Source organism: Sphingopyxis fribergensis (assembly GCF_000803645.1).
In the GTDB taxonomy this organism is placed as follows: domain Bacteria; phylum Pseudomonadota; class Alphaproteobacteria; order Sphingomonadales; family Sphingomonadaceae; genus Sphingopyxis; species Sphingopyxis fribergensis.
In genome coordinates, this window is the sequence record NZ_CP009122.1 from 4091511 (window position 1) to 4104443 (window position 12933).

Here is a 12933-nt window from a genome sequence, read left to right on the forward strand (position 1 = left end):
GCCTGCGTGTCTCGACTTCGCTCGACACGAACGGAAGTTGGTGTCGGGCTGTCCTCAAACCTTCGTGATCACCACCTCGCCCTTGGCGGTCGCGCCATCGGGGGCGAAGTTGATGCGGAAATCGGCGCCGTCCTTGTCCTTGCCCGCAAGCGTGTCGCCGCTGCGCGTGACCTTGACGCCCTTCTTGGCGAACTCGCTGGCCATCCAGTCGGCAGCCTTCTTCGGCGCGGCGGGCGAGGTGAAGCCGAGCTTGACCGTCGCCGTGTCGGCACCATTTTTGTCGTTCGCGTCGACGTCGACCTTGGTGACCTTGCTGCCCGGATAGAGCTTCACGCCATCGATATCGAAATCATCTTCGATGTTCAGATCGACGAAATCGGGGATGTCGATGTTGATCGCGGCGCCGTCGCCGCCGATCTTGATATTGCCGCCGTCCTTGCCGGACTTGATCTGCACCCCGCCATGCTCGTCGCCGGCGTTGATCGAGACTTCGGTGCCCTCGGTATTTTCCTTCTCCTGCCCGCAGGCGGCGAGGAGCATCATCGGGGAAATGAGGAAAGCGAGACGCATGGGAAATCTCCTTGGTGAGTTATATAAATAATACACCAAGGAGATCGAGAGTCAATTTCTCTGCATCGTCATGCCGGACTTGATCCGGCATCCATGCCTCCCGTGCGGTCGTGGACCCCGCATCAAGTCCGGGGTGACGAGAAAAATCAGGCGTCGATGCTGGTCCGCACGTCGCCGTGCACCAGTCCGCCGTCGACGGTGATCGTGTCGCCGACGACATAATCGCCCGCTTTCGACGCGAGGAAGATCGCGGCGCCCGCCATATCTTCGGGCACGCCGATGCGCTTGACCGGAATGCTCTTTGCCACCGCGTCGCCATGGTCGCGCGCGGCCTTGTTCATGTCCGACTGGAACGCGCCCGGCGCGATGGCGGTGACGAGGATATGGTCGGTGACGAGCCGCGCGGCGAGGCGCTTGGTGAGATAGAGGATCGCGGCCTTCGACGCATGGTAGCTGTAGGTTTCCCACGGATTGAGGCGCATCCCGTCGATCGAGCCGATGTTGATGACCTTGGCCGGGCGTTCGTGCGTCCCGCCCGCCTTGAGCAACCCGTGCAAAGCCTGCGTCAGGAAGAAGGGCGATTTGACGTTGATGTCCATCACCTTGTCCCAGCCCGCCTCGGGGAAGCCTTCGAAGGGTTCGCCCCACGCGGCGCCGGCATTGTTGACGAGGATGTCGAGGCGTTCCTCGCGCGCTTCGAGTTCCTTGGCGAGCGCGCGGCAGCCCTCGACGGTCGACAGGTCGACCGGAAGCCCGATTACCTTGCCCGGATAGCGCGTTTCGAAATCGGCGATGGCTTCCTCGATCTGCGCAGTCTTGCGCGCCGAGATATAGACGCGCGCGGCGCCGGCGGCGAGATAGCCCTCGACGATCATCTTGCCGATCCCGCGCGAGCCGCCGGTGACGAGCGCGATGCGGCCGTCGAGGCCGAACATGTCCTGAAGGTTCATTGTCTCATCCTTTTGCTCCCTCCCCTTCAGGGGAGGGTTGGGGTGGGGCGTGTGGGCTCACGATGCCCTCCCCGCTGCGCCCCGGACTTGATCCGGGGCTCGCTGCCCCTCCCGCTTGCGGGAGGGCGTAATCCAGATCAATATCCGTTCATCCGCGCGACCTGGTCGATATGATAATGCACGTCGCCCATATATTCGGCGAGCGCGCGGTCGCGTTTCATATAGAGCCCGATGTCATATTCGTCGGTCATGCCGATGCCGCCGTGCATCTGCACACCCTCGCGCACTGCGAGGTTGGCGGCGCGGCCGGCCTTCGCCTTGGCGACCGAGACCATCAGCTTTGCGCCTTCGCTGCCCTCATCGAGCAGTTGCTGCGCTTTCATTACGGTCGCGCGTGCGACTTCCATCTCGCCGTAGAGATGCGCGGCGCGGTGCTGGAGGCCCTGGAACTCGCCGATCAGCTTGCCGAACTGCTTGCGTTCCTTGAGGTATGTGACGGTCATGTCCATCGCGCCCTGCCCGACGCCGACCATTTCGGCGGCGGCACCGGTGCGCGTCGCGGCGAGCAAAGCGTCGAGGATGTCGCCGCCCGCATCGACTTCGCCAATCACCGCGTCGGAATCGACCTCGACGCCGTCGAGCGTGACATGGCTCGCGAGCGAAGAGTCGACGAGGCGGCGCGCGTCGGCCGTCAGGCCCTTGGCGTCCTTGGGCACTGCGAACAGGGTGACCCCGCCATCAGTCTTCGCCGCGACGATGCTCATGTCGGCGACATGGCCATGGAGGACGAAGCTCTTCTTGCCGTCGAGGCGGAAGCCGTTGCCGGCGCGCGTCGCGGTGGTCGCGATGCGGTCGGGGCGGTGCTTGGCGCCCTCGTCGATCGCGAGCGCGACGATCGCCTCACCCGACGCAATCGCGGGGAGCCAGCGGCCCGCCTGCGTACCGCCCGCCTTCGCCAGCGCGGCGACCGCACCGACGCTGGTCGACAAGAAGGGCGACGGGGTCAAATTGCGGCCGATTTCCTCGAGCACGATGCCAGCCTCCATATGCCCCATGCCGAGCCCGCCATGCGCCTCGGGAACAAGCATGCCGGGCAAGCCCATTTCGGTGAACTGCGCCCAGAGGTCGCGCGAAAAGCCGGTGGCGTCGGCACTGTCGCGAAGCTTGCGCAGATGCGACACCGGCGCCTGTTCGGCCACGAAGGGCGCGACGCTGTCCTTGAGCATCGCCTGGTCGTCATTGTGGTACAAAGGCATGGGTCAGGCTCCGGGCAGGTCGAGGATACGCTTGGCGATGACGTTGAGCATGACTTCGCTCGTCCCGCCTTCGATCGAATTGGCCTTGGTGCGCAGCCAGCCGCGCGCACGCGCGCCGCCCTTGGTCTCTTCACTGTCCCATTCGAGCGCTTCGCTGCCGCCTCCCGACATGACGAGTTCGTGGCGGCGCTTGTTGAGTTCGGTGCCGACATATTTCATCATGTTCGAGCTGGCCGGATGCGCGCGGCCGGTCTTCCACATGTCCATGAAGCGTTCGCCCATCGCGCGATACGCAAAGACATCGACGTCGAACGCCGCCATTTCGGCGCGCAGGATCGGATCGTCGAGTTCGCCCGCCGCATTCTTGCCGAACGCCTTGGCAAAGGCGCCGCCGATGCTGATCATGTCGCCGCCCGCGCCGCCGCCCGAGATCATCTCGCGTTCGTGGCCGAGCAGATATTTGGCGACGTCCCATCCGCGGTTGATCTCACCGATAAACTGCGTCTTCGGCACTTCGACATCATCGAAGAAGGTTTCGCAGAAGGGCGAGTTGCCGCTGATCAGCAGGATCGGCTTGGTGGTGACACCCTTACTCGCCATGTCGAAGAGCATGAAGGTGATGCCCTGATATTTGTTCGCCTTGTCGGTGCGGACGAGGCAGAAAATCCAGTCGGCCTGGTCGGCGTAGCTGGTCCAGATTTTCGACCCGTTGACCACCCAGTGATCGCCCTTGTCCTCGCCGAAAGTTTGAAGCGAAACGAGGTCGCTGCCCGAGCCGGGTTCCGAATAGCCCTGGCACCAGCGGATTTCGCCGCGCGCGATCGGGTTGAGATATTGGACCTTCTGCTCCTCGGTGCCGAATTGCAACAGCGCGGGGCCGAGCATCCAGATGCCGAAGCTGTCGAGCGGCGAGCGCGCATGGATGCGCTTCATTTCCTGTTTGAAGATCTTGGTCTGCTCGGGCGTCAGCCCGGCGCCGCCATAAGCCTTGGGCCAGTCGGGGACGGTATAACCCTTGGCAGCACAGGCTTCGAGCCATTGTTTCTGGGCGTCGTTCTTGAACACCCAATTGCGTCCGCCCCAGCAGACGTCGCCTTCTTCGCGGATGGGTTCGCGCATTTCGGCGGGGCAGTTCGCTTCCAGCCAAGCGCGCACTTCAGCGCGAAAAGCGTCCAGATCGCTCATATTTCAGGCTCCTCTTCCTGCGCCAAATCTAGGAGCAGTCGCCAGCTTTACGCAAGCGTCAACTTGGGCGGACGCACCTGCCGTTACGGCGCCGTAGCGTCGGTTCGACCGCCGTTGACGCGTCACCTTTGGCGCCTAAGCTAAGTGGCAAAAGAAAACGGGAGAATGGGTCATGCGATTCGCGGGCAAGATTGCCGTCGTCACCGGAGCAGCGTCGGGAATCGGCAAAGCCACAGTTTTGAAACTCGCGAGCGAGGGCGCGCATGTCTTCGCTGCCGATATCGACGAAGCGGGCGGACAGGCGCTGGCCGGACAGTCGAACGGCAAGATCGACTTCGTGCGATGCGACGTGACCGTTCCCGCCGACATCGAAGCACTGATGAACGCCGCCGCCGCGAAAGCCGGCGGCATCGACATCGTCTTCAACAATGCCGCGGCGGGAGGCGACCGCGCGCCGATCGACGAGATCAGCCCCGAGGGTTGGGACCGCACGATGGACCTAGTCCTGAAATCGGTCGCGATGGGCATCCGCTATGCCGCGCCGCATATGAAGGGCCGCAAAGGCGCCAGCATCGTGAACACCGCTAGCGTCGCGGCGCTCGGCGCCGGCTATTCGCCGATCGCCTATGCGGTGGCCAAGGCGGGTGTCCTGCACCTCTCAAAGGTCGCGGCGACCGATCTCGCGCAGTACGGCATCCGCGTCAACGCGATCTGCCCCGGCTTCATCAACACCAATATCTTCACCGCCTCGCTCGAAGTGCCGGGCGAACTCAAGACGCAGGCGAATGAAGTGATCGCCCAGATGAGCGCGAACGCCCAGCCCGTCGCGCGCGGCGGCCAGCCCGACGATATCGCCAACGCCGTCGCTTATCTGGCGAGCGAGGAATCGAGCTTCATGACCGGCACGCATATGCTGGTCGACGGCGGGCTGACGATCGGCCAGCGCCACGCGTGGGACAAGGAAACGCCAGGCATGTTCGATGCCCTGCTTGCGATGGAGGAAGCGGCGAAAGCCGGAGCCACCGCGTGAGCGCGGCGACAGTCGCGGTTCCGCGCCCCCAGCGGCTGCCGCTCTGGTTAAAAGCTACACACGGGCTTGGCAGCATCGCTTATGGCGTCAAGGACAATGGCTTTTCGACCTTCCTGCTGCTCTTCTACAATCAGGTGATCGGGATCGACGCGGGGATCGTCGGCGCCGCGATCATGGTCGCACTGATCGCCGACGCGTTCGTCGATCCGGTGATCGGCGAGCTTACCGACCGCACGCGCAGCCGCTGGGGCCGCCGCCTGCCCTGGCTCTATGTCGCTCCTATCCCGCTCGCAATTGCATGGATGTTGCTGTGGAGCCCGCCCGCGATGAGCGACACGATGACGGTCGCGTGGCTGATCGGCTTTGCGATCATCGTCCGCTCACTGGTGTCCTGCTGCGAAGTGCCGTCGGTTGCGATCGTCCCCGAACTGACCGGCGATTACGACGAACGCACCGCGGTGATGCGTTTTCGCTTTCTGTTCGGCTGGGGCGGCGGGCTGCTCATCCTGCTGCTCGCTTATGGGGTTTTCTTCGGCGGCGCCAAGGGCCTCGTCGATCCCGACGGCTATTTCCCCTATGCGCTTGCCGGGGCGTTGATGATGGCGGGCGCGGTGCTGGTTTCGGCGGCCGGGCAGCATAAAAGGATCGCGGTATCGAACGTCGCCGATGTGAAGCCGAAAACGACCTTGCGACGGGTGCTCGGCGAGATGCGCGACACGCTGTCGAACCGCGCCTTCCTGTGGCTGATCTTCGCGGCGCTGTTCGGTTTCATCAATCAGGGCATCACTTTTTCGATGAACAATTATCTGCTCGGGTTTTTCTGGCAGTTCACGCAGGGCGAAATGGTCGCTTATGTCTTCCTGCTCTTCGCCTCGATGATCGCCGCCTTCGTGCTCGTCGCGCCGCTCTCGGCAAAGCTTGGCAAGCGCGACGGTGCGATTTTTGCGGGGGCGATCGCGCTGCTCGTCAACAGCGGCATCTATTTCGCGTGGATCCAGGGCGTCTTTCCCGGCCTACCCGGCAAGCCGAGCGTGGCGACAATGTTCGCGCTGGTGTTCGTGTCGAACAGCTTTTCGATCATCCTGATGATCCTGTCGTCGTCGATGATGGCCGATGTCGTCGAGGCGTCGCAGAGCGAAACGGGGCGGCGGTCGGAGGGATTATTCTTCGCGGGCTATTTCTTCATGCAGAAATGCGCGACGGGTATCGGCATTTTTGTCGCCGGGCTGATCCTGTCCTTCGCGGCCTTTCCGCCGAATGCGAAGCCGGGCGAGGTCGGTGGCGACGTGCTCGGCAATCTCGCGCTCGGCTATGCGCTCGCGGTGCTGATCATCGGCACGCTAGGGCTGATCGTGATGCGCAAATTCCCGATCTCGCGCGCCGACCATGAGGCGCGGCTCGCGCTGCTGGACGATGCGGCGCGCGCCGAACCCGATGCGAGCGGCGCGCATCCGTGAGCGAAAAATGCGCCGCATGACCAAATGAGGTAATTTTAGGACCGCAGGACTTGGCAAGGCCGACGAATCGGTCCAAGGGTTTACGTGAACGTAAAGGGAAAGGAAGCGCAGATGGATTTCGACCTTACCGACCGGCAGGTCTATTGGCGCGACCGGGTGCGCGATTTCATCGAGCGCAAGGTTCGCCCCGCCGTCCCCGTTTATAACGAGCAGGACAAGGCCGGCGACCGCTGGAAAGTCATCCAGATCGTCGAGGATCTGAAGGCCGAGGCGAAGGACGCCGGCATCTGGAACCTGTTTATGCCCCCGCGCAGCGGCGCGCACCACCATGTCGACGAGACCTTCGAATTCGAGGGCCCCGGGCTCACCAACCTCGAATATGCGCTGTGCGCCGAGGAAATGGGCCGCGTCGGTTTCGCGAGCGAAGTGTTCAACTGCTCGGCGCCCGACACCGGCAATATGGAAGTGTTCCACCGTTACGGGACGCGCGCGCAGAAGGAAAAATATCTCGGCCGCCTGATGAATGGTCAGATCCGTTCGGCCTTCCTGATGACCGAGCCTGCGGTCGCCTCGTCCGACGCGACGAACATCGAAACGCGGATCGAGCGCGATGGCGACGATTATATCATCAACGGCACCAAATGGTGGTCGTCGGGCGCGGGCGATCCGCGCTGCGAGGTCGCGATCGTGATGGGCAAGACCGACTTTGCCGCCAAGCGCCACGCGCAGCAGTCGATGGTGCTGATGCCGCTCGACGCGCCCGGCGTGAATATCCTGCGCCACCTGCCGGTCTTCGGTTACGACGATGCGCCGCACGGCCATATGGAAATCGAGTTGAAGGACGTCCGCGTCAATGCCGAGGAGGCGATGCTGCTCGGCGAAGGACGCGGCTTCGAGATCGCGCAGGGACGCCTCGGCCCGGGCCGCATCCATCACTGCATGCGCACGATCGGCGTCGCCGAGGAAGCGATTGCGAAGATGGCGAAGCGGCTGCAGTCGCGCGTCGCGTTCGGCAAGAAGATCGCCGAATATAGCATCTGGGAACATCGCATCGCGCGCGCGCGCATCGATATCGAGATGACGCGCCTCTTGTGCCTCAAGGCCGCCGACATGATGGACAAGGTCGGCAACAAGTCGGCCGCGGCCGAGATCGCGATGATCAAGGTGCAGGCGCCTAACATGGCGCTGAAGATCATCGACGACGCGATCCAGGCGCATGGTGCCGGCGGCGTGTCTGAGGATTTCGGGCTGGCCAAAGCCTTCGCGCACCAGCGCACGCTGCGTCTGGCCGACGGTCCCGACGAGGTGCACGAACGCGCGATCGCCCGCATCGAATTCGCCAAGCATAGCGAAGCGAGCGAGCCGGGCTTCTCGTCGGGCGATGTCGGGGTTTCGCGATAAACTTTCTCCCCTCCCGCTTGCGGGAGGGGTCGGGGGAGGGCCTGTTCCTTCCCCGTCAGGAATTGACATGCCCTCCCCTAGCCCCTCCCGCACGCGGGAGGGGGACTGAACGGAGATTTTGAATGACCAAAGCCGCGATCCTGATCGAACCGGGCAAGCCGCTGTCGATCGAAGACGTCGTGATTGCCGATTGCGGCCCGCACGAGGTGCGCATCCGCACCGCCGCGTGCGGGCTCTGCCATTCGGACCTGCATTTCATCGACGGCGCCTATCCCCACCCCCTCCCCGCTATTCCCGGCCATGAGGCGGCAGGCATCGTCGAGGCGGTCGGCAGCGAAGTGCGCACGGTCAAGGTCGGCGACGCGGTCGTCACCTGCCTGTCGGCCTTTTGCGGCCATTGCGAGTTTTGCGTCACCGGCCGCATGTCGCTGTGCATGGGCGGCGACACGCGCCGTGCGGTGGGCTCCGCACCGCGCATCACGCGTCCGGACGGGTCGCTGGTGAACCAAATGCTCAACCTCTCGGCGTTTGCCGAAACGATGATCGTCCACGAACATGCCTGCGTCGCGATCGATCCCGCGATGCCGCTCGACCGCGCGGCGGTGATCGGCTGCGCGGTGACGACGGGCGCGGGGACGATCTTCAATGCGTGCAAGGTGACCCCGGGCGAGACGGTGGCGGTCGTCGGCTGCGGCGGCGTCGGCCTGGCGACGATCAACGCCGCGAAGATCGCGGGCGCGGGGCGGATCATCGCCGCCGACCCGGTGCCCGAAAAGCGCGCGCTGGCGATGAAGCTGGGCGCGACCGATGTCGTCGATGCGCTCGCCGACGATGCCGCGAAGCAGATCGTCGAGCTGTCGAAGGGCGGCGTCGACCATGCGATCGAGGCCGTCGGGCGCCCCGCCTCGGCCAGCCTTGCGGTCGCATCGCTGCGCCGCGGCGGCACCGCGACGATCCTCGGCATGATGCCGCTGTCCGAAAAAGTTGGGCTCAGCGCGATGGACCTGCTCTCGGGCAAGAAATTGCAGGGCGCGATAATGGGCGGCAACCGTTTCCCGGTCGACATTCCGCGCCTCGTCGATTTCTACCTGCGCGGCCTGCTCGACCTCGACAGCATCGTCGCCGAGACGATCCCGCTCGCCAAGGTCAACGACGGGTTCGACAAGATGCGGAAAGGCGACGCCGCGCGGTCGGTGATCGTTTTCGATCAATGACGCTCGACGCGCAAAAGGCCTTTAGCGGCACCGTCGCGCCCGAGGGCGCCGATGTGCTCGACGAGGCGAAGCTGACCGCATGGATGGAAGCCAATGTCGAAGGGTTCGAAGGCCCGCTGACGCAGAGCAAATTCGCCGGCGGCCAGTCGAACCCGACCTACAAGATTTCGGCGCCGTCGGGCAATTATGTGCTGCGCCGCAAGCCGTTCGGCCCGCTGCTGCCGTCGGCGCATGCGGTCGATCGCGAGTATAAGGTGCAGGCGGGCTTGCACAAAATGTGTTTCCCCGTCGCGCGCCAATATGGGCTTTGCACCGATGACTCGGTGGTCGGCAGCTGGTTCTATGTGATGGGCATGGTCGACGGCCACACGATCTGGGACGGCGCGATGCCGGGATCGACCCCCGAGAACCGCCGCGCGACCTATGAAGCGATGATCGACACGCTCGCGGCGTTGCACGCAGTCGATGTCGAGGCCGCAGGCCTGTCCGATTTCGGCAAGCCCGGCAATTATTTCGGCCGCCAGGTCGACCGCTGGACCAAGCAATATCGGCTCGCCGAGACCGAGACGATGGACGAGATGGAAAAGCTGATCGCCTTCCTGCCGGCGAGCCTCCCCGAACAGACGCGCACCAGCGTCGTCCATGGCGACTATCGTATCGACAATATGATCTTTGCCAAGGACCGGCCCGAGGTGTTGGCGGTGCTCGATTGGGAACTGTCGACCTTGGGCGACCCGCTCGCCGATTTTACCTATGTCGCGATGGCGTGGGTCACCGAAAATGGCGGCCGTTCGGGCGTCATGGACCTCGATCGCAAGGCGCTCGGCATTCCCGAACTCGACGCGATGGTCGAACGTTATTGCGCCGCGACCGGGCGCGACGGGGTGCCCGACATGAACTGGTACTTCGCCTATAATTTCTTCCGCCTCGCCGGCATCATCCAGGGCATCAAGAAGCGCGTGATCGAGGGCACCGCCTCGTCGCAGCATGCGAAGGATATGTCCGAACGCGTCCGTCCGCTCGCCGAAAAGGCGTGGGAATTTGCACGAAAGGCCGGCGCATGAGCCTGTTCGACATGACCGGCCAGGTCGCGCTGATCACCGGCTCGTCGCGCGGCATTGGCAAAGCCACAGCGGAAGCGATGGCCGAGCAGGGCGCGAAAGTCGTGATTTCGAGCCGCAAGCAGGATGCGTGCGACGCGACCGCGGCGGCGATCAACGCGAAGTTCGGCGAGGGCACCGCGATCGCGGTCGCCGCCAATATCTCGTCGAAGGACGACCTCCAGAACCTCGTCAACGAAACGCGCGCCGTGTTCGGGAAGATCACTGCGCTCGTCTGCAACGCGGCATCGAACCCATATTATGGCCCCGGCCTTGGCATCAGCGACGATCAGTTCCGCAAGATCATGGACAATAACATCTTGTCGAATCACTGGCTGATTTCGATGGTCGCGCCCGAAATGCTCGAACGCGGCGACGGGTCGATCACCATCATCAGCTCGATCGGCGGGCTCAAGGGATCGCCGATCATCGGCGCTTACGGGATTTCCAAAGCCGCCGACATGCAGGTCGCGCGCAACTTCTCGGTCGAGTTCGGGCCCAAGGGCGTGCGCGTCAACTGCATCGCGCCGGGGCTGATCCGCACCGACATGGCGCGCGCCTTGTGGGAAAATGAAGAGAATTTGCGGCGCTCGACCGCGGCTTCGACCTTGAAGCGCATCGGCGAGCCGCACGAGATCGCCGGCGCCGCGGTCTTCCTTGCCAGCAAGGCGGGGGCATTCACCACCGGCCAGACCATCGTGTGCGATGGCGGGGCCACGATTTCGGGAGGCGCATGATGGGCGCATTGGACGGCAAGGTTGCGATCATCACGGGTGCGGGCAGCGGCATCGGCCGCGCGAGCGCGCTGCGCTTCGCTGCCGAAGGGGCGAAGCTCGTCATTGGCGACAAGAGCGCGGCGGTGCATGAGACGGCGCAAATGGTGAAGGATGCCGGCGGCGAAGCCGTCGCGCTGGAGATCGACGCGGGGGTCGAGGCCGATGTCGCGAAGCTCGTCGCCACCGCGAAGGATAGCTTTGGCGGCCTCGACGTCGCTTTTGCCAACGCCGGGATCATCGGCGACATGGGCGGCATTTTCGATTTCGACCCCGCCCAATGGGCCGAGACGTTGCGCGTCAACCTGATCGGTCCCGCGCTGATGGTCAAACATGCGGGCAAGGCGATGGTCGATCAGGGCCGCTGCGGCGCGATCGTGCTGACCGCGAGCGTCGCCGGGATCAATTCGGGCGCGGGGCCGGGTGCTTACTCCGCATCGAAGGCGGGGGTCATCAACCTCGCCAAGGTCGCGGCGCAGCAGCTGTCGACCAGCGGCGTGCGCGTCAACGCCATCTGCCCCGGCCTCACCGAAACGGGGATGACCAAGCCAACCTTCGACTATGCCAGGGCGAAGGAGGTCACGCACAAGCTGGGCCAGCTCAATCCGCTGCGCCGCGCGGCGCAGCCCGAGGAGCTGGCGAATGTCGCGCTGTTCCTTGCGAGCGATCAGGCGAGCTATGTCAATGGACAGGCGATCGCGGTCGATGGCGGGCTGACGAGTTCGCATCCGGTAACGCGCCAGTTGCTTGGCCAGACCTCGCACTGATAGGCAGCCACGCATGACACATGGATTCGACACGACGCGGCTCGACCGCATCCCCGCCTTTCTTGCCGCCAAATATATCGACACCGGCCGATTGCCGCATGCCGCGACTTTGGTGTCGCGGCGCGGCGAGATTGCGCACCAGTCCGTCATCGGCGAAGCGCGGCCGGGCCAAGCGCTGAAAGACGATGCGATCTTTCGCATCGCGAGCATGACCAAGCCGATCACCAGCATCGCCTTCATGATGTTGGTCGAGGAGGGCAAGGTCGCGCTGTCCGACCCGCTGGTGAAGTTCTGCCCCGAGTTCAAGGACACCGGCGTGTTCGTCGCGGGCGGCGGCAATGTGCCGTTCCTGATGCGCCCACCCGCGTCGCCGATCCGCATGGTCGATCTGCTGCGCCACACGTCGGGACTTACATACGGATTTCAGGAGCGCACGCCGGTCGACGCCGCGTACCGCAAAGCAAAGATCGACGATTTCGATGCCGATTATACGATGGACAGCTTCATCGCCGACCTGGCGAAAATCCCGCTGCAGTTCGACCCCGGCGCGCACTGGAATTATTCGATGGCGACCGATGTGCTCGGCGCGGTGATCGAGCGGATCGAGGGCAAGCCGTTCGGCGAGGTCTTGCAGGAGCGCATCTTCGACCCGCTCGGCATGGTCGATACCGGGTTCAAGGTGCCCGCCGAGCAGCAGCATAGGTTGGCCGACGCCTATTCTTTCCACCCCAGGGACAAGATGCAGGGCTTTGACGAAGGCGCGCGCAGCCGCTGGGCGAAGGACCGCAGCTTTCATTCGGGCGGCGGCGGGCTTGCCTCGACGCTTCACGATTATCATCGTTTCTGCCTGATGCTGCTCGGCGGCGGCAAATATGGCGACACACGGATCATTAGCCGCAAGACGCTCGATCTGATGACGTCGAACCACCTCGTCGGCGGCGGCGATTTGACGCAGCACAGCGTCGGCATTTTCAGCGAAGACGAGAATGCGGGGGTCGGCTTCGGGCTCGGCTTTGCGGTCACGCTCGATCCGGCGCGCGCGGGCATTCCCGGCTCGGCGGGCGATTTTTACTGGGGCGGCATGTTCTCGACCGGCTTCTTCGTCGATCCGCTCGAGGAAATCTGCATGGTCTTCATGACCCAGTTGATGCCCTCCTCCACCTATCCCGTGCGGCGCGAGGTCAAGACGATGGTCCACGCTGCGCTTGATGATTGAAATGCAACACCACC

The 12933-nt window shown here is 64.0% G+C and carries 12 protein-coding genes; 8 read left to right on the top strand and 4 right to left on the bottom strand.

Going from position 1 to position 12933, the window contains the following annotated elements:
- Positions 1 to 54 precede the first annotated feature (54 nt).
- The 4 genes from SKP52_RS19135 to SKP52_RS19150 all read right to left on the bottom strand — a co-directional run bounded on the left by SKP52_RS19135 (position 55) and on the right by SKP52_RS19150 (position 3961).
- Positions 55 to 570 (bottom strand): hypothetical protein, encoded by a 516-nt coding sequence (locus tag SKP52_RS19135; RefSeq protein ID WP_039577561.1) that lies wholly within the window; start codon positions 568 to 570, stop codon positions 55 to 57.
- A 146-nt stretch (positions 571 to 716) separates the two neighbouring features.
- The gene (locus SKP52_RS19140) at positions 717 to 1520 is read right to left on the bottom strand and encodes an SDR family oxidoreductase (protein ID WP_039577563.1); all 804 of its coding nucleotides are present in this window, start codon (positions 1518 to 1520) and stop codon (positions 717 to 719) included.
- A gap of 137 nt (positions 1521 to 1657) precedes the next feature.
- Positions 1658 to 2776, bottom strand: a complete 1119-nt coding sequence (locus SKP52_RS19145) for an acyl-CoA dehydrogenase family protein (protein ID WP_039577567.1) — start codon at positions 2774 to 2776, stop codon at positions 1658 to 1660.
- Positions 2777 to 2779: 3 nt separating this feature from the next.
- Positions 2780 to 3961 carry an acyl-CoA dehydrogenase family protein gene (locus SKP52_RS19150; protein WP_039577569.1) on the bottom strand — a complete coding sequence of 394 codons (1182 nt, stop codon included), beginning with the start codon at positions 3959 to 3961 and terminating at the stop codon, positions 2780 to 2782.
- A 172-nt stretch (positions 3962 to 4133) separates the two neighbouring features.
- Between SKP52_RS19150 and SKP52_RS19155 the strand changes: the two genes are divergently transcribed.
- The 8 genes from SKP52_RS19155 to SKP52_RS19190 all read left to right on the top strand — a co-directional run bounded on the left by SKP52_RS19155 (position 4134) and on the right by SKP52_RS19190 (position 12919).
- Complete coding sequence (locus SKP52_RS19155; RefSeq protein ID WP_039577572.1) at positions 4134 to 4991, top strand: SDR family NAD(P)-dependent oxidoreductase; 858 nt, start codon at positions 4134 to 4136, stop codon at positions 4989 to 4991.
- Positions 4988 to 6448 carry an MFS transporter gene (locus tag SKP52_RS19160; protein WP_052208579.1) on the top strand — a complete coding sequence of 487 codons (1461 nt, stop codon included), beginning with the start codon at positions 4988 to 4990 and terminating at the stop codon, positions 6446 to 6448. Before SKP52_RS19155 ends, SKP52_RS19160 begins: the two co-directional genes overlap by 4 nt.
- Positions 6449 to 6559: 111 nt before the next feature.
- Positions 6560 to 7849 (top strand): acyl-CoA dehydrogenase family protein, encoded by a 1290-nt coding sequence (locus tag SKP52_RS19165; protein ID WP_039577574.1) that lies wholly within the window; start codon positions 6560 to 6562, stop codon positions 7847 to 7849.
- A gap of 122 nt (positions 7850 to 7971) precedes the next feature.
- On the top strand, positions 7972 to 9063 hold the full coding sequence (locus SKP52_RS19170; RefSeq protein WP_039577577.1) for a Zn-dependent alcohol dehydrogenase: 1092 nt from the start codon (positions 7972 to 7974) through the stop codon (positions 9061 to 9063).
- Positions 9060 to 10127, top strand: coding sequence for a phosphotransferase family protein (locus tag SKP52_RS19175; RefSeq protein WP_039577581.1), 1068 nt, complete (start codon positions 9060 to 9062; stop codon positions 10125 to 10127). The genes SKP52_RS19170 and SKP52_RS19175 overlap by 4 nt, the downstream gene beginning before the upstream one ends.
- Positions 10124 to 10900 carry an SDR family NAD(P)-dependent oxidoreductase gene (locus SKP52_RS19180; RefSeq protein WP_039577585.1) on the top strand — a complete coding sequence of 259 codons (777 nt, stop codon included), beginning with the start codon at positions 10124 to 10126 and terminating at the stop codon, positions 10898 to 10900. The genes SKP52_RS19175 and SKP52_RS19180 overlap by 4 nt, the downstream gene beginning before the upstream one ends.
- A complete protein-coding gene (locus SKP52_RS19185; RefSeq protein ID WP_039577589.1) occupies positions 10900 to 11703 on the top strand; it encodes an SDR family NAD(P)-dependent oxidoreductase in 804 nt (267 codons plus the stop codon). The genes SKP52_RS19180 and SKP52_RS19185 overlap by 1 nt, the downstream gene beginning before the upstream one ends.
- Positions 11704 to 11716: 13 nt before the next feature.
- Positions 11717 to 12919, top strand: a complete 1203-nt coding sequence (locus SKP52_RS19190) for a serine hydrolase domain-containing protein (RefSeq protein WP_039577592.1) — start codon at positions 11717 to 11719, stop codon at positions 12917 to 12919.
- The last annotated feature ends 14 nt before the right edge of the window (positions 12920 to 12933 follow it).